Origin of the sequence: Nonomuraea sp. NPDC050310 (assembly GCF_040655795.1) — a bacterium.
In the GTDB taxonomy this organism is placed as follows: Bacteria; Actinomycetota; Actinomycetes; order Streptosporangiales; family Streptosporangiaceae; genus Nonomuraea.
The window spans coordinates 348,630-363,490 of sequence record NZ_JBFAKP010000004.1 but is presented as its reverse complement, the minus strand read 5'-3'; the positions used below and the strand labels follow the sequence as shown (position 1 = coordinate 363,490).

Below are 14,861 nucleotides of genomic sequence, written 5' to 3'. Positions count from 1 at the left end.
GAGCACCTTCCTCGACCTCGACCCGGACATCCTGTCACGGGGCCGGCGAGGGGGCGTCGCCGCTACCGGCGGGCGAGCGCGGCGCGCACCAGCATCCGGGCGGCGAACGGCAGGTCGTCCAGCAGGTAGCGGCGAGCCAGCCGCCCCGGCTCGCCGACCAGCCGGAACAACCACTCCAGCCCGGTCTCCTGCATCCACTCCGGCGCCCGGGCGGTCGCGCCGGCGGCGAAGGCGATGGCCGAGCCGCAGCCCAGGAACCACGCGCCCGGCAGGTCGCCGCGCAGGTTCGCGATCACCTGTTCCTGCTTGGGGAAGCCGAGCCCGACGAAGACGAGCTCCGGCTTGACCGCGACCAGCGCCTCCCGCACCCGCGCGAGACCCTCCTCGCTCCGCTCGAACCCGTACGGCGGCGCGTCCACCCCCGCCACCTTCAGCCGCGGATGCAGCGCGGTGAGCTGCCCGGCGGCCTGTTCGGCGATCCCGGGCGGGCCGCCCAGCAGGTAGATCGGATGCCCGTGCCGGGCGGCGGCCTTGCTCAGCGACCAGATCAGGTCGGCCCCGGTCACCCGCTCGGGCAACGGCCGCCGCTGGATCCTGGCCGCCCAGACCAGCGGCATGCCGTCGGCCAGCACCAGCTCGGCCTCCGCCAGCAGCCGCGCCAGCCGCGCGCTGCCGGCCACCTGGCGGCAGATGTCGACGTTCGGCGTGACGATGTGGCCGCCCCGCCCGGCCGCCAGCGCCCGGACGACGTGCTGGACCACCTGGTTCTCGGTGAGCGGGTCGATCGCCACCCCCGCGACGACCACCCGCTCACCGGAACCCGTGACCGGCCCGGCGGAGCAGCCGGTCATATTCCGCGCCCCCGGCCGTGCAGCAGGGACAGGACGGTGCGCGCGGGCACCAGCCCGGCGGCGACCGCCAGGGCCAGCGGCCCTCGGGGTTCGCCGGGCCGGGTGGTCAGGGTGCGCCTGGCCCAGCGCGCGGCCTCCCTGCGCTGGCCGAGTGCCGCATGGTGGAAGGCCAGTTGACCGTAGATCCGCGCCGCGCCGCGCGGATCTACGGCCAGTTCGGGGTGCCGGGCGAGCATCCACTCCAGCCCGGCGATGCGGTCGGCCCACCGGGTGGCGTAGTGCGACGCCCCCCAGGTGACCCGGACCAGCGGACGGTCGACGTGCACGATGGGCTGGCGCTTGGCGGCGCGCAGGGCGAGGTCCCAGTCCTCGTTCTGGCCGCCGGGGGCGCTCTCGTCGGCCCACAGGGTGCCGCGCCGGAACAGGAAGGTCGAGGAGTGCACCATCACCATGCGCGAGCGGGACAGGTCGTCCTGCGTCACGGTGTCGGTGCCGGCCAGGCGGCTGACCCGGCGCTTGCCGTACGCGACCTCGATGGCGCAGCTCGCGAACTCGGCGCCGCTGAGCACGAGCTGCTTGACCTGCGCGGCGAGCTTGCCGGGCAGCCAGAGGTCGTCGTCGTCGCAGAAGGCGATGAACTCGGTCGCGCAGGCCGAGATGCCGGTGTTGCGCGAGCCGGGCAGGCCGGGGCTGAGCCGGTTGGGCAGCACGCGGACGCGCGGGCGGCTGGTCTGGACGGGCGCGGGCACCAGGACGCCGGTGGCGACGCGGCGGCCGGCGGAGAAGACCTCGCCCATGGCCGCGTCGGCGCTCACGTCGTCAGGGGCGAGTACGTCGGCCAGGTCGTGCGCCACCTTGCGCTCGTCGGCGCCGTCGACCACGACGACCACGTCGAGCTCGCCGTCGTACGCCTGGGCGAGCACCGCCTCGACGGCGGCCCTGAGCTGGTCGGGCCGGTCGCCGGTGGTGGGGACGACCACACCGATCGAGGGCTTCATGCGGCGGCTCCGCGGTAGCCGTACCGGGACAGGAGCGGCCAGGTGAGGCCGGTCACCAGGGTCTGCTGCGGGCGCGGCAGGCCGTCGTGCCAGGCGTCGTCGCGGGAGAGCTCGACGGCTCCGACGGCGAAGCGCATCGGGTTGCCGGAGACGGTGTGCGCCGGACGCAGGTAGGCGGTGCTGCCGGACAGGAACGGCGGCTGCGCCGACGGCAGGCCGAGCGTGCCGGCCAGGCGGGTCAGGGTGAGCTGCGGCTCGGCGAGCAGGTCCTCGTAGCGCACCCGGGTGACCTGGCCGCCCTGCCGGGTGAACAGGTCGAGCGCGAGGTTCTGGGCGGTCCAGTGCATCGCGGTGCGGACCGCGCCCCAGCGGGTCATCGGCCGGCCGTCCTCGGGGCGTTCCACCCGGCGGCGCCAGGAGTGCGCCACGGCCCGCGGGTCGCGCACGACGTGCACCACGCGCACGTCCACCCCGCCGGCGAGCAGGCAGAAGGCGAGCGAGGCGTGCTTGCTGGAGTCGATGACCGCTCCTGCGCCGGTGATCTCGGCGGCGGCGGAGTAGACCCGGCGGTAGCCCTCGACGTACTGGCCGAGGTCGCGGTGGTCGACGTACGGGATGCGGCGCGTGCGGTCGACCCGGTGACGCAGTGTGAGCATCTGCCGGGCCAGCGGCTCCGTCCAGCCCTCGAAGGCCCGCTCGCCGACCTCGTGCCAGAACCGGCAGGCGGCGAAGGCCGACCCGCAGCCGCAGGGCTCGCCCGCCAGCACGCCGCGGGCCCACAGGTGCACCACCTCGCCCAGGGGCGCGACGCCCGGGAGCTGGCCCAGCAGCCGTTCGAGCAGCGTGGTGCCGCTACGGCCGAGGCCACCCAGGAAGATCACCTGCGGAACAGACACGAAGCACGGACCTCACGGAGAGCGAATACGAACCGTGCAGACGGTAGCGCAGAGAGTAATCATTGCACCGTGGAATCCCCAAACGATCTACCTACGGCCGCTCACCGATCGTGATCGGTCAAGGTCCGGCAGGCGGCGTCCAGCGCCGGCCCGAGCCGGGGGGTCGGCAGCACCCCGCGCCGCGGCAGCCGTTCGGCGACCGCGGTGCCGAAGCCGGCCATCCGCACCACGTTGGTGACGAAGTCGTCGATCTCCTCCGGCCACGGGAAGCCGGGCTGGGCGATCAGCAGCGAGACGCAGCCGTGGATGGCCGCCCACATCCGGGTCGCGAGCTTCTCCGGCTCGCCGGTCAGCACGCCCGCCTCGACGCAGTCGCGCACGGTCTCCAGCATGAGGTCGAAGCAGGCCTGCGCGGCCCGGTGGTCGGCGGGGCGCATCAGCAGCACGCGGTACTGGGTGGGGTGGGCCAGGGCGAAGCGCGCGTAGGCCTGCCCGCGCCGGGCCAGCCGGGCGAAGGGGTCGTCGGCCCGGGCCAGGCGCATGCTCTCGGCCAGTTCGTCCCACGCGCGCAGGCACACCGCCTCGATGAGCGCCTCCTTGCCGCTGAAGTGCAGGTAGACCGAAGGCGTGGAGACCCCGGCGCGGGCGGCGACCGCGCGCAGCGTGAGCGCCTGCTCGGTGCCGGTCTCGGCCAGCAGTTCCTCGGCCACCCGCAGGATCTCCCCGCGCAGGAGCGCGCCTTCTCCCGGATTGGCTCTCACCCGTCGCATGCAGGCACGTTGACACCGTCAGGTTGACGATGTCAACCTGATCCCGGAGAGATTGGGGCAAAACGATGGGCACCTTCACACAGGCCACCGCGGTCACCGGGCAGGACGGCACCTTCCACGCCGACCTCGACCCGCAGTGGGCGGTCGGCACCAAGCTGCACGGCGGCTACCTGCTCGCCGTCCTGGGCCGCGCCGCGCTCATCGGGCAGGAGCACCCGCACCTCACCACGATCAGCGGCACCTTCCTCGTCTCCCCCGGCCCCGGCCCGGCCGAGATCAGGGTCGAGACGCTGCGCAGCGGGCGCACCACCGCCAACCTGCGCGCCCAGCTCGTCCAGGGCGGCCGGATCTGCCTGGACGCGCAACTCACCCTCGGCGTGCTGGACGAGGCGGACTCCTGGTGGGCCCGCGAGGAGCCGGTCGAGCTGCCCGAGGAGGCGGCCTGCTTCCGCAGCCCCGCCGACGCGGGGGGCGGCTTCACCATCCCGCTCTTCGACGTCGTCGAGCAGCGGCTGCACCCCGGCAACCTCGGCTTCGCCGTGGGGCAGCCGGGCCGTACCGGGTCCATCGCCGGCTGGCAGCGGCTGGCCGACGGCTCCGACTGGGACCCGCTCTCGCTGCTGGTCGCGCTCGACCCGGTGCCGCCGGTCTCCTACGACCTCGGCATCCCCGGCTGGGTGCCGACCATCCAGCTCACCGCCTACCTGCGGCGGCTGCCCGCGCCCGGCGCGGTGCGGGTGCGGCTGCGGGCCGACGACGTGGTCGGCGAGCGCATGGACGAGACCGCGCACGTCTGGGACGCCAAGGGACGCCTGGTCGCGCAGGCCACGCAGTACGCCGCGGTCCGCCTGCCGGGCTAGGCCCGCCCGGCGCGCAGGTGGTCGACGGCCAGGTGGGCCGTGGTGCCGATGACCGCGTCGGCGCGGGGCAGGTTGGCGGCCGGGCTGAAAGCGCGGGTGAAGACCGCGACGGCGTAACGGCCCCCGTCGGGGTACTCCACGACGCCGACCTCGTTGCGGATCGTCGGCAGGCTCCCGGTCTTGCCGCTGACCTCGACGTCGTCGTACGGGAAGCCCGAGGCCAGCCGGTGCGGCCAGACCTGGAGCCCGAGCAGGCCGCGCATCCACGCGCACAGCTCCGGGGAGGCCGCGCGGTCGGTCCAGATCAGGCCGAGGAGCCGGGTCATCTCGCGGGGCGTGCTGCTGTTGGCCCTGGCCGGGTCCAGGACGCGCATCCGGGCCAGGTCCTCCGGCTCCTGGTAGGGCCAGTCGTGGCCGGTGTCCTCGGCCATGCTGGCGTACAGGCTGGTGGTGTTCATGACGACCTGGGTGCGCGTGAGGCCGAAGCTCCGCAGCATGGCGTTGACCGCCTCCAGCCCCACCCGTGCCGAGAGCACGTCGGCCGCGGTGTTGTCGCTCACCGCGATCATCAGGTAGGCCAGGTCACGCAGCGAGATGGTGACCTCGTCGAGCATCACCGACAGGCCCGTGGGGCCGAAGGTCCGCTGCCGGGGTCCCACGGTGATGCGCTCGGTCAGGTCGAGCCCGCCCGCGTCGGCCTGGCGGCTCAGCTCGACCAGCAGCGGCAGCTTGAAGATCGAGGCGATCGGCAGCGCGCTGTCCGGCCGGTGGCCGACCTCCCGCCCGCTCTCCAGGTCGGTCGCGTGCAGCCAGCCCTCCACCCCGGCCGCGGCGAACACCGGGCCCAGGTCCAGTTCCCCGCTCATGCCAGGGTCCCCGGCCGGCGGCTGACCCGCCGGATCGGCGCCGGGCCTCGTTCTGCCATTCCGCCGCGCTCCTTGAGTGTCCGTACGGCTACCGCCGCGAAGTCCAGCACCGCCGGCGAAGGGCTACGCCAGGCGGTCGAGAGCCGCCAGGTCAACGCCCCGCCGAGCAGCGGCCGCCACACCAGCCCGTCCGGACGGCCCGAACCGGCCGGCCCGGCGGCACGGTCGTGGCCGGTCGGGCCCGGCTCCTCCGGCGCCGGCCAGAACGTCACCGCCGCCCCGGCGAGGACCAGGCCGAGCCCCGACCCCTGGTGGATCTCCGCAGGAACATAGCCCCGCCGCCGGCATTCGGCCAGCGTCTCGGCCCAGAACCCCGGCTCGCCCTCCTCGGGCGGCATCAGCAGGTCCCGCCCCGCCAGATCGGCCGGGTGCACCTCGGCCTGCCGCGCCAGCGCGTCCCCCTCGGCCAGCAGCACGCCGAGCGGCCGGCTGAGCTCGGGCCCGAACCGCAGTCCCGGCGCGGTCACCGGGTGCCGCACCAGCCCGACGTCGAGCGCCCCGGAGGCCAGCGCGTTGACCTGGTCCACCGTCCACATCTCGGCCGGTGCGAGCCGGACGCCCGGGCGCAGCTCGCGAAAGCCCGCGACCATCGCGGCCACCACGCCCGCGGCCAGGTCGGGCGGCGCGCCCACCTTGAGCACCGCGCCCTCGCCCGCCTTCACCAGCTCGCGCATCCTGTCCACGCGGGCCACGATCTCGCGGGCCTCGCCGAGCAGCAGCCGTCCCGGTTCGGTCAGCCGGACCTGCCGGGCGGAGCGGTCGAAGAGCCGGACGCCGAGTTCCTCCTCCAGGCGCTTGATGCGCTGGCTGAGGGGTGGTTGCGCCATGCCGAGCCGGATCGCGGCGTTGCCGAAGTGCAGTTCTTCGGCCACCGCCACGAAGTAGCGCAGGTGCCGGACGAGGTCCATGACCAGCCACTATATCCAGAAATATATTGATCTGAGGTTGATATCCGTATTGGACATGAATGTGAGGTCTCTGGTGTCCTCGTCGGCATGACTGACTTTGGGGGACGTCGTCGCCGCCGCTGGCCGTGGATCACCGCGGGCGCCCTGGTGCCCGCGCTGGTCGCCGGCGGGGTGATCTGGATGGTGCGCACGCAGGGGGCTCCGGAGGAGACCGCGCGCGCCTACCTCGCGGCCTGGCAGCGACAGGACTATCCGGCCATGCGCAAGCTGGTCGCCGACCCGCCGGCCGACTTCGAGCGGCTGCACCGCCGCCTGCGCACCGACCTCAAGCTCGACCAGCTCGCCTTCGAGGTCGAGGACGCCGAGGATGGCCGGGTGGAGTTCACGGCCAAGCTCACCGGCAAGGGCCCGGACCTGGCCTTCACCAACCGGCTGAGCCTGGTCGAGCAGGACCGCGCCTGGAAGGTCGCCTGGACCCCGGCCGCCCTGCACCCCGACCTCAAGCCCGGCCGTACGCTGCGCCTGGTGACCGACGCGGCCCAGCCGGTGCCGATCCTGGCCGCCGACGGCGCCCCGATCGGCGGCGCCGAGGTGCCGGGCTCGGTCCAGCAGCTCGTCGCCGGCCTGCGCGAGCGCTACGCCGACCGGCTCGCCCCGCCGCGCACCGCCCGCATCCAGCTCATCGAGGACGGCCGGGCGGTCAAGACGCTGGCCGAACGCGAGGCCGCCAAGCGCTCGCCGCTCCGGACCACCCTCGACCTGGCCGTGCACCGGGCCGGCGCCGCCGCGCTGGAGGGCACCCGCAAGCCGGCCGCGCTGGTCGCGCTCAAGGCCTCCACCGGCGAGGTCCTGGCCGTGGTCAACAACCGCGGCGGGTTCGACCGGGCGCTGCTCGGCAAGTACCCGCCCGGCTCGACGTTCAAGGTGGTGACCGCCTCCGCGCTGGTGGCCGGCGGCCTGTCGGCCGAGCAGACCGTGCGCTGCCCGGCCGAGCAGAACATCGGCGGCTTCGCCTTCCACAACGCGGGCTTCCGCGACTTCGGCAGCCTGCCCTTTCGCGACGCCTTCGCGCACTCGTGCAACACGACCTTCGGCGCGATGACCGTCGACTCGCTGGGTGGCAGCCGGCTGGCCAAGGTCGCGGGGGACTTCGGGTTCGGCGTGCCGATCGATCCGGGGGTGCCTGCCGTACGGGCGGAGTTCCCGGCTCCCAAGGACGCCACCGACCTGGCCTCGGCCTCGATCGGCCAGGGCCGGGTGCTGGCCAGCCCGCTGAACATGGCCTCGGTGGCCGCCGCGATCTCCAGCGGCGTGTGGCAGCCGCCCCGGCTGGTGCCGGCCGGCTGGTTGCCCGAGCGCGGCCAGCCCCGGCGGCTGGAGGGCGGCGTGGTCGCCGCGCTGCGCAAGCTCATGCCCGCCGTGGTCAACGAGGGCACGGCGCACGCCGTCCCCTTCCCCGCCGGTACGGCAGGCAAGACCGGCACCGCCGAGTACGGCGAGGGCAAGGAGCCCCCGTCGCACTCGTGGTTCATCGGCTACCGGGACGACGTGGCCTTCGCCGTGGTCGTCGAGGGCGGCGGCGCCGGGTCGGCGGTCGCGGCGCCGATCTCGGCCCGCTTCCTGTCCGCCCTGGCGCCCGCCCGCGAGTCCTAGCCGCGCGCCTCGACGATCATCCCGGCGCCCACGGTGGTGTTGCTGCTCTCGTCCACGAGGATGAACCCGCCGGTGAGCCGGTTGCGGGAGTACTCGTCCACGAACAGCGGCTGCGTCACCCGCAGCGAGACGCGGCCGATCTCGTTGAGCCCGAGCGAGGCCGCGCTCTCGTCGCGGTGCAGCGTGTTGACGTCGAGCCGGTAGTGCACGTCCCGCACCAGCGCCCGCGCGGCGCGGGTGGTGTGCTTGATGGTCAGCTTCGAGCGGGGCGCGAGCTTCACCGCGTCGGTCATCCAGCAGACCATGGCCTCCAGCTCCTGGGCGGCCTGCGGCTGGTTGTTCGGCCGGCAGATCAGGTCGCCGCGGGAGATGTCGATGTCGTCCTCGAAGCGGAGCGTCACCGACATGGGCGGGAAGGCCTCCTCGACCGGCCCGTCGAAGGTGTCGATGGAGGCGATCCGCGTGGTCAGGCCGGAGGGCAGGTGCAGCACCTCGTCGCCCGGCTTGAGCACCCCGCCGGCCACCTGGCCGGCGTAGCCGCGGTAGTCGTGGAAGGCCGGGTCGGTCGCCTTCTGCGGCCGGATCACGTACTGCACCGGGAAACGCACGTCGACCAGGTTGCGGTCGGAGGCGATGTGCACGTTCTCCAGGTGGTGCAGCAGCGAGGAGCCGTGGTACCACGGCATGTTCTCCGAGCGGGAGACCACGTTGTCGCCGTGCAGCGCGGAGATCGGGATGAAGGTCAGGTCGGGCACGTTGAGCTTGGAGGCGAAGGAGGTGAACTCCTCGCGGATCTCCTCGAAGCGCTCCTCGGAGTAGTCGACCAGGTCCATCTTGTTGACCGCGAGCACCAGGTGCGGCACCCGCAGCAGGCTGGTCAGGAAGGCGTGCCGGCGCGACTGCTCCAGCACGCCCTTGCGCGCGTCGATCAGGATGATCGCCAGGTCGGCGGTCGAGGCGCCGGTGACCATGTTCCGGGTGTACTGGATGTGCCCGGGGGTGTCGGCGATGATGAACTTGCGCCGCGGCGTGGCGAAGTAGCGGTAGGCCACGTCGATGGTGATGCCCTGTTCGCGCTCGGCGCGCAGGCCGTCGGTGAGCAGCGACAGGTCGGTGTACTCGGTGCCGCGGTCGCGCGAGGTGCGCTCGACCGCTTCGAGCTGGTCCTCGAAGATCGCCTTGGAGTCGAAGAGCAGGCGCCCGATCAGGGTGGACTTTCCGTCGTCAACGGAACCGGCGGTGGCGAAACGAAGAATGTCCATCTTAGAAGTAGCCCTCACGCTTGCGGTCTTCCATGGCGGCCTCGGTGAAGCGGTCGTCGGCGCGGGTGGCGCCGCGCTCGGTGATCCTGGTGGCCGCGATCTCCTCGATGATCTCCTCGACCGTCGCCGCCGTGGACTGCACGGCTCCGGTGATGGTCAGATCGCCGACGGTGCGGTAGCGGACGACGGCCTCGAAGACCGGCTCGTCCTCGCCGCGGGTCACGAACTCGCTGTCGGCCAGGAGCATGCCGTCGCGCTCGAAGACCTTGCGGGTGTGCGAGTAGTAGATCGACGGGATCTCGATGCCCTCGCGCCGGATGTAGTCCCAGATGTCGAGCTCGGTCCAGTTCGACAGCGGGAAGACCCGGATGTGCTCGCCCTTGCGGATGCGGGCGTTGTAGAGGTTCCACAGCTCGGGCCGCTGGTTCTTCGGGTCCCACTGGCCGAACTCGTCGCGGAAGGAGAAGACGCGCTCCTTGGCGCGGGCCTTCTCCTCGTCGCGCCGGGCGCCGCCGAAGACCGCGTCGAACTCGTGCTCCTCGATCGCGTCGAGCAGCGTGGTGGTCTGGAGCCGGTTGCGCGAGGCGCGCCGGCCGGTCTCCTCGGCCACGCGGCCGGCGTCGATGGAGTCCTGGACGCTGGCGACCACGAGGCGGGCGTTGAGCTCGGCGGCCCTGCGGTCGCGGAACTCGATCACCTCGGGGAAGTTGTGCCCGGTGTCGACGTGCATCAGCGGGAAGGGGATCGGGGCGGGCCAGAAGGCCTTCTCCGCGATGCGCAGCATGACGATGGAGTCCTTGCCGCCGGAGAAGAGCAGACACGGGCGCTCGAACTCCGCCGCGACTTCGCGCATGATGTGGATGGCTTCGGCCTCTAGCACATCGAGCTGCGACGTGGTGTAGTCACGCTGAAGCATTCGTTCTCCTCTAGCGGTGCAGATCGCGGATCCCGGCCAAAAGGCTTGGCCCTAGTTCCGGTAGGGAAACAAGGATATCCGGAAGTGTGGGATCGACCTGGTTGTAGGTCAGCGCCGAGCCGTCGATCCGGCTCGTGTGCGCCCCCGCCGCCTGCGCGACGGCCACCGGCGCGGCCGAGTCCCACTCGTACTGACCCCCGGCGTGGACGTAGGCCTCCACCTCACCGGTCAGCACCGCGGCGATCTTCGCCCCGGCCGAGCCGATCGGCACCAGATCGGCGCCGAGCAGGTAGGCGAGCTTCTGGACGAACTCCGGCGGCCGGGTGCGGCTGACCGCGATCCGGAAGCGGCCCCCGTCGAACGGCGGCAGCTTGGGCGGCTCGCCCGTGCTCAGCGTGCGGCCCTGCGCGGGCAACGCCACCGCGCCGGCGACCAGTTCGCCACGCTCCCACAGCGCCACGTGCACCGCCCAGTCGGCGCGACCCTCCTCGGCGAACTCGCGGGTGCCGTCCAGCGGGTCGACGATCCAGACCCGCTGGGCCTGCTGCCGCCTGGGGTCGCCGCGCTCCTCGCGCGTGGCCTCCTCCGACAGCACCGAGTCCGACGGGCGCAGCCGCGCCAGCGACTCCATCAGCAGCAGGTGCGCGCTGCGGTCGCCCTCGGCCCGCAGGGCGGGCGGATGCTCGAACCCCAGGCGCTCGCGCAACTGGAGCAGGGACCGGCCGGCCTCCTCCGCCAGGTCGGCGGCGAGCGCGTGGTCGTCACGAATCGTCATCAGTACGCTCCCTGTCCGCGAGCTACGGCTGACCAAGTCTTCCACAGGATCTGCAGGTCGAGCATGAGGGACCAGTTCTCGACATACCGGAGGTCGAGCCGGACCGACTCCTCCCACGACAGATCCGACCGGCCGCTCACCTGCCACAACCCGGTCAGCCCCGGGCGCACCAGCAGCCGCCGCCGGACGTCGTCGCCGTAGCGGGCGACCTCCTCCGGCAGCGGCGGCCTCGGGCCGACCAGGGACATGTGGCCGCGCAGCACGTTGAGCAACTGCGGCAGCTCGTCGAGCGAGTGCCGGCGCATGCGCGTGCCGAGCGGGGTGATCCGGGGGTCGTGGCGGATCTTGAACAACACGCCGCCGCGGTCGCTGGTCAGTGTGATCTTGCGGTTCTCGGCGTCCCGCCACATGGTGCGGAACTTCAGGATGGTGAAGGGGCGCCCGTCGCGGCCGATCCGGGTCTGCCGGAACAGCACCGGGCCGGGGCTGCTGAGCCGTACGGCCACCGCCAGCGCGACCAGCAGCGGGCTCAGCGCGACCAGCAGGGCCAGGGCGACGGCGCGGTCGACCAGGTTCTTCAGCAACTGACGGGCTCCGGCCAGCTCGGGGTGCTCCACGTGCAGCAGCGGCAGCCCGGCGACCGGCCGGATCGTGGTGCGCGGCCCCGCGACCTCCATCAGGGCGGGCGCGACGACCAGTTCGGTGTGCGAGCGCTCCAGCCGCCAGGCCAGCCGGCGCAGCGCCAGGCCGTCCATCTCGGGGCAGGCCAGCACCGCGACGGTGTCGGCGTCGTACAGCCCCACCGCCAGCGCGATGTCGGCGAAGGCGCCCGCGACCGGCACCCCGGCGACCCGCTCGTCGGGCGCGTCACGCGGCAGGCAGACGGCCACCACCTCCATGCCGTGGTAGCGCTCCTTGCGGAACAATCCGACCAGCTCGGCGACCGCCTCGGGGTGCCCGGCGGCGACCACCCGCCGCAGGCACCGGCCGCGGGCGCGCCGCCGGTGCAGGGCGCGGCGCAAGCCGTACCGGAAGACCAGGGTGAGCAGCACGGTGAGCGGCAACGCGATCACCACGTAGCCGCGCGCGACGTCGGTCTTGGTCAGGTAGGCGCAGACCGCCAGGCCGGTGATCAGCACCAGCCCGCACCGCGTGATCCGGCGGAACTCCTCCGAGCCGACGCCGAGCATGCGCGGCTCGTAGGCCCGGTTGAGCGCGATCGAGCAGACCCACACCAGAGGCAGGGCCAGGCTCAGCACGACGTACGGCGTGGCATACGTGGACACCTCGCCGAACCGCACCAGGAAGGCCACCCCGGCGGCGAAGCCCGCACACCCGAGGTCGGCCAGGAAGGCGAGCCAGACGTAGGGCCGGATCCAGCCGGGCCCGCCGGCGCCCGCCCGCCGGCTGAGGACGGGCTCACTCCGGACGACGGTCATCAGCCCCTCGCCCTTGCTCACGCACGCCTCCACGACCGCCGGTCAACAGATGGTGACCAGAGCGTAGCGGCGGGTGAACCGCGCGGCTGGGCGAACGGTCCTATGCGGGGATCAGCGAGGAGGGCCGGAAATGTTCAGGTCCATGGCGTGGAAGGAGTTCTGGGTGGGCTCCAGACCCCGCTCCATCAGCGACTCGGTCAGGTCGGCCGCGCGGTCCACCAGGAAGGGCAGGTCCTTGCGCTCGGCGGTGGCGAAGTCGCGCAGGACGTAGGCGGCCGGGTCCATCCGGCCGGGCGGACGGCCGATGCCGAACCGCACCCGCAGGTAGTCGCGGCTGCCGAGCGCCTTGGTGATGGACTTCAGCCCGTTGTGCCCGTTGTCGCCGCCGCCCAGCTTGGCGCGGAGCGCGCCGTAGGGCACGTCGAGCTCGTCGTGCACGACGATGATCCGCTCGACCGGGATCTTGTAGAAGTCCGCGAGGAACTTGGTCGGCCCGCCGGACAGGTTCATGAAGGTCAGCGGCTTGGCCAGCACCGCGCGCTGGGTCTCCAGCACCTCGGCCCGGCTCTTGTGCGCCTTGAACCGGCCGCCGGCCCGCGCGGCCAGCTCGTCGAGGGTCATGAAGCCGGCGTTGTGCCGGTTGCCCGCGTACTCCGCGCCGGGGTTGCCCAACCCGGCGATCAGCCAGCGATCCATCCGCCCATTCCCGTCTCGTGTCGTGCGGTCGTGCGAAAACGGGGCAGCCCCGCAGCTCGATCGCTGCCGGACCGCCCCGGATTCCAGGCGCTGGGAGAGTTACTCCGCCGCGGCCTCTTCCTGGGTCTCGCCACCCTCGGCGGCCTCCTCGGCGGCCTCGGCGGTCTCGCCACCGGTCTCCTCGTCGACCTCCTCGGCGGTCGGCTTGGCGGTCACGTGCAGGACGAGGGTGTCGGGCTCGGCCACGAGCGTGGTGCCCTTGGGCAGCTTGAGGTCGCCCGCGGTGATCTGGGTGCCGACCTCGAGGCCGTCGACGTCCACCTCGATGCCGGTGGGGATGTGCGTGGCCTCGGCCTCGACCGAGATCGACATGAGCTGCTGGTCGAGGATGCCCTCGGAGTTGACGTCGCCGACGGTGGTCACCGGGATGTCGACGGTGACCTTCTCGCCGCGCTTGACCAGGAGCAGGTCGACGTGCTCGACGAAGCCCTTGATCGGGTCGCGCTGGACGCCCTTCGGCAGGGCCATCTCGTCGATGCCGTCACCCTCGAGGCGGATCAGGACGTTGGGCGTGCGCAGGGCGAGCAGGATCTCGTGGCCCGGCAGGGTGAGGTGCTTGGGGTCGATGCCGTGGCCGTAGAGGACGGCGGGCACCTTGTCGGCGCGGCGGATCTTGCGAGCGGCGCCCTTGCCGAACGTGGTGCGGGTCTCAGCGGCGATCTTGACTTCGGACACGACATCTCCTAGGGATGCGAAGGAAGGTGACTGCGCTCCCCCTCACCCGCCCTAGCGGAAGGCGTTACGAGCGCAACCCGTATAGGCTACCCGCCCTCCCGGACCACGGCGACCTCAGCGCCGTCCGGCGGCCCGCTCAGGCCGGCCGCCGGACGGCGGGAGGGCCGGTTAGACGGCGCCCTCGAACATGCTGGTGACCGAGCCGTCGTTGAACACCTCGGTGATCGCGCGGGCGATCAGCGGGGCGATCGACAGCACGGTCAGCTTGTCGAACTTCTTCTCCTCGGGCAGCGGCAGCGTGTTGGTGACGATGACCTCGGAGATGCGGGAGTTCTTCAGCCGGTCGACCGCCGGGTCGGAGAAGACCGGGTGGGTGGCGGCGACGATGACGTTGGTCGCGCCCTGGTCGTAAAGGGCGTCGGCGGCCTTGCAGATCGTGCCCGCGGTGTCGATCATGTCGTCGATGATCACGCAGGTGCGCCCGCGCACCTTGCCGACGACCTCGTTGACCTTCACCGAGTTGGCGACGTCGAGGTCGCGCCGCTTGTGGATGAAGGCCATCGGGGTGCCGAGGTTGTCTGCCCAGCGCTCCGACAGCCGCACGCGGCCGGTGTCGGGCGAGACGACCGTGGTGTTCTCCAGGTCGAGCCGGTCCTTGAGGTAGGTCTCCAGGACCGGCATGGCGAACAGGTGGTCCACCGGGCCGTCGAAGAAGCCCTGGATCTGCGAGGTGTGCAGGTCGATCGACATGAGCCGGTCGGCGCCCGCGGTCTTGAACAGGTCGGCGATCAGGCGGGCGGTGATCGGCTCGCGGCCTCGGCCCTTCTTGTCCTGACGCGCGTAACCGAAGAACGGCATGACCACGGTGATGCGCTTGGCGGAGGCCCGCTTGAGCGCGTCGACCATGATGAGCTGTTCCATGATCCACTTGTTGATGGGCTGGGTGTGCGACTGGATGACGAAGGCGTCACTGCCGCGCACCGACTCCAGGTAGCGGGCGTAGATCTCGCCGTTGGCGAAGTCGACCAGCTTGGTGGGGGTGAGCGAGATGCCGAGGTGCTCGGCGATCTCTTCGGCCAGCTCGGGGTAGGCCCGGCCGGAGAAGAACATCAGCTCTTTCTCACCGGGCTGCTTGATGCTCGTCACCTGGCCACGCTCCCGTGCCCGCTTCCAAGC

General features: G+C 72.3%; 15 protein-coding genes. 2 read left to right on the top strand and 13 right to left on the bottom strand.

What is annotated here, in order from left to right; genetic code table 11:
* Positions 1–62: 62 nt before the first annotated feature.
* From AB0I67_RS14845 to AB0I67_RS14830, 4 genes are all read right to left on the bottom strand, one after another.
* A complete protein-coding gene (locus AB0I67_RS14845; RefSeq protein WP_357923206.1) occupies positions 63–851 on the bottom strand; it encodes a WecB/TagA/CpsF family glycosyltransferase in 789 nt (262 codons plus the stop codon).
* Complete coding sequence (locus AB0I67_RS14840) at positions 848–1,849, bottom strand: glycosyltransferase (RefSeq protein WP_357923204.1); 1,002 nt, start codon at positions 1,847–1,849, stop codon at positions 848–850. Before AB0I67_RS14840 ends, AB0I67_RS14845 begins: the two co-directional genes overlap by 4 nt.
* The gene (locus AB0I67_RS14835) at positions 1,846–2,745 is read right to left on the bottom strand and encodes a sulfotransferase (RefSeq protein WP_357923202.1); all 900 of its coding nucleotides are present in this window, start codon (positions 2,743–2,745) and stop codon (positions 1,846–1,848) included. Before AB0I67_RS14835 ends, AB0I67_RS14840 begins: the two co-directional genes overlap by 4 nt.
* Before the next feature lie 101 nt (positions 2,746–2,846).
* Positions 2,847–3,515, bottom strand: a complete 669-nt coding sequence (locus AB0I67_RS14830) for a TetR/AcrR family transcriptional regulator (protein ID WP_357923200.1) — start codon at positions 3,513–3,515, stop codon at positions 2,847–2,849.
* A gap of 65 nt (positions 3,516–3,580) precedes the next feature.
* Here AB0I67_RS14830 and AB0I67_RS14825 point away from each other — a divergent pair, with 65 nt between their 5' ends.
* Positions 3,581–4,375 (top strand): thioesterase family protein, encoded by a 795-nt coding sequence (locus AB0I67_RS14825; RefSeq protein ID WP_357923198.1) that lies wholly within the window; start codon positions 3,581–3,583, stop codon positions 4,373–4,375.
* On the opposite strand, the gene AB0I67_RS14820 is transcribed toward AB0I67_RS14825, so the two are convergent.
* Together AB0I67_RS14820 and AB0I67_RS14815 are read right to left on the bottom strand one after the other, a co-directional pair.
* Complete coding sequence (locus tag AB0I67_RS14820) at positions 4,372–5,241, bottom strand: serine hydrolase (RefSeq protein ID WP_357923196.1); 870 nt, start codon at positions 5,239–5,241, stop codon at positions 4,372–4,374. The genes AB0I67_RS14825 and AB0I67_RS14820 overlap by 4 nt on opposite strands.
* Entirely contained in the window at positions 5,238–6,209 is a 972-nt protein-coding gene (locus AB0I67_RS14815; RefSeq protein WP_357923194.1) for a LysR family transcriptional regulator, read from the bottom strand. The genes AB0I67_RS14820 and AB0I67_RS14815 overlap by 4 nt, the downstream gene beginning before the upstream one ends.
* 87 nt (positions 6,210–6,296) lie before the next feature.
* On the opposite strand from AB0I67_RS14815, the gene AB0I67_RS14810 reads away from it, so the two are divergent.
* Positions 6,297–7,862, top strand: coding sequence for a penicillin-binding transpeptidase domain-containing protein (locus tag AB0I67_RS14810; RefSeq protein WP_357923192.1), 1,566 nt, complete (start codon positions 6,297–6,299; stop codon positions 7,860–7,862).
* Here the strand turns inward: AB0I67_RS14810 and cysN are convergent.
* The 7 genes from cysN to AB0I67_RS14775 form a co-directional block, all read right to left on the bottom strand.
* Positions 7,859–9,124: a sulfate adenylyltransferase subunit CysN gene (cysN, locus tag AB0I67_RS14805; RefSeq protein WP_357923190.1), complete on the bottom strand. Its 1,266-nt coding sequence runs from the start codon at positions 9,122–9,124 to the stop codon at positions 7,859–7,861. The two genes, AB0I67_RS14810 and cysN, sit on opposite strands and share 4 nt — an antisense overlap.
* A gap of 1 nt (position 9,125) precedes the next feature.
* On the bottom strand, positions 9,126–10,040 hold the full coding sequence (cysD, locus tag AB0I67_RS14800) for a sulfate adenylyltransferase subunit CysD (RefSeq protein WP_357923188.1): 915 nt from the start codon (positions 10,038–10,040) through the stop codon (positions 9,126–9,128).
* Between the two features lie 10 nt (positions 10,041–10,050).
* Positions 10,051–10,815, bottom strand: coding sequence for a 3'(2'),5'-bisphosphate nucleotidase CysQ (locus AB0I67_RS14795; protein WP_357923186.1), 765 nt, complete (start codon positions 10,813–10,815; stop codon positions 10,051–10,053).
* Positions 10,815–12,254: a sugar transferase gene (locus AB0I67_RS14790; protein ID WP_357923325.1), complete on the bottom strand. Its 1,440-nt coding sequence runs from the start codon at positions 12,252–12,254 to the stop codon at positions 10,815–10,817. Before AB0I67_RS14790 ends, AB0I67_RS14795 begins: the two co-directional genes overlap by 1 nt.
* A gap of 111 nt (positions 12,255–12,365) precedes the next feature.
* Positions 12,366–12,950 (bottom strand): aminoacyl-tRNA hydrolase, encoded by a 585-nt coding sequence (gene pth, locus AB0I67_RS14785; RefSeq protein WP_357923184.1) that lies wholly within the window; start codon positions 12,948–12,950, stop codon positions 12,366–12,368.
* 99 nt (positions 12,951–13,049) lie between these two features.
* A complete protein-coding gene (locus AB0I67_RS14780; RefSeq protein WP_357923182.1) occupies positions 13,050–13,685 on the bottom strand; it encodes a 50S ribosomal protein L25/general stress protein Ctc in 636 nt (211 codons plus the stop codon).
* A 168-nt stretch (positions 13,686–13,853) separates the two neighbouring features.
* Complete coding sequence (locus AB0I67_RS14775; protein WP_357923180.1) at positions 13,854–14,831, bottom strand: ribose-phosphate diphosphokinase; 978 nt, start codon at positions 14,829–14,831, stop codon at positions 13,854–13,856.
* Positions 14,832–14,861 lie beyond the last annotated feature (30 nt).

Coding starts and splice junctions, on each gene's coding strand:
- pth (WP_357923184.1), bottom strand. CDS start 12,950: ATGGATCGCTGGCTGATCGCCGGGTTGGGCAACCCCGGCGCGGAGTAC.
- cysD (WP_357923188.1), bottom strand. CDS start 10,040: ATGCTTCAGCGTGACTACACCACGTCGCAGCTCGATGTGCTAGAGGCC.
- cysN (WP_357923190.1), bottom strand. CDS start 9,124: ATGGACATTCTTCGTTTCGCCACCGCCGGTTCCGTTGACGACGGAAAG.
- AB0I67_RS14795 (WP_357923186.1), bottom strand. CDS start 10,815: ATGACGATTCGTGACGACCACGCGCTCGCCGCCGACCTGGCGGAGGAG.
- AB0I67_RS14825 (WP_357923198.1), top strand. CDS start 3,581: ATGGGCACCTTCACACAGGCCACCGCGGTCACCGGGCAGGACGGCACC.
- AB0I67_RS14790 (WP_357923325.1), bottom strand. CDS start 12,254: ATGACCGTCGTCCGGAGTGAGCCCGTCCTCAGCCGGCGGGCGGGCGCC.
- AB0I67_RS14840 (WP_357923204.1), bottom strand. CDS start 1,849: ATGAAGCCCTCGATCGGTGTGGTCGTCCCCACCACCGGCGACCGGCCC.
- AB0I67_RS14845 (WP_357923206.1), bottom strand. CDS start 851: ATGACCGGCTGCTCCGCCGGGCCGGTCACGGGTTCCGGTGAGCGGGTG.
- AB0I67_RS14815 (WP_357923194.1), bottom strand. CDS start 6,209: ATGGACCTCGTCCGGCACCTGCGCTACTTCGTGGCGGTGGCCGAAGAA.
- AB0I67_RS14810 (WP_357923192.1), top strand. CDS start 6,297: ATGACTGACTTTGGGGGACGTCGTCGCCGCCGCTGGCCGTGGATCACC.
- AB0I67_RS14820 (WP_357923196.1), bottom strand. CDS start 5,241: ATGAGCGGGGAACTGGACCTGGGCCCGGTGTTCGCCGCGGCCGGGGTG.
- AB0I67_RS14830 (WP_357923200.1), bottom strand. CDS start 3,515: ATGCGACGGGTGAGAGCCAATCCGGGAGAAGGCGCGCTCCTGCGCGGG.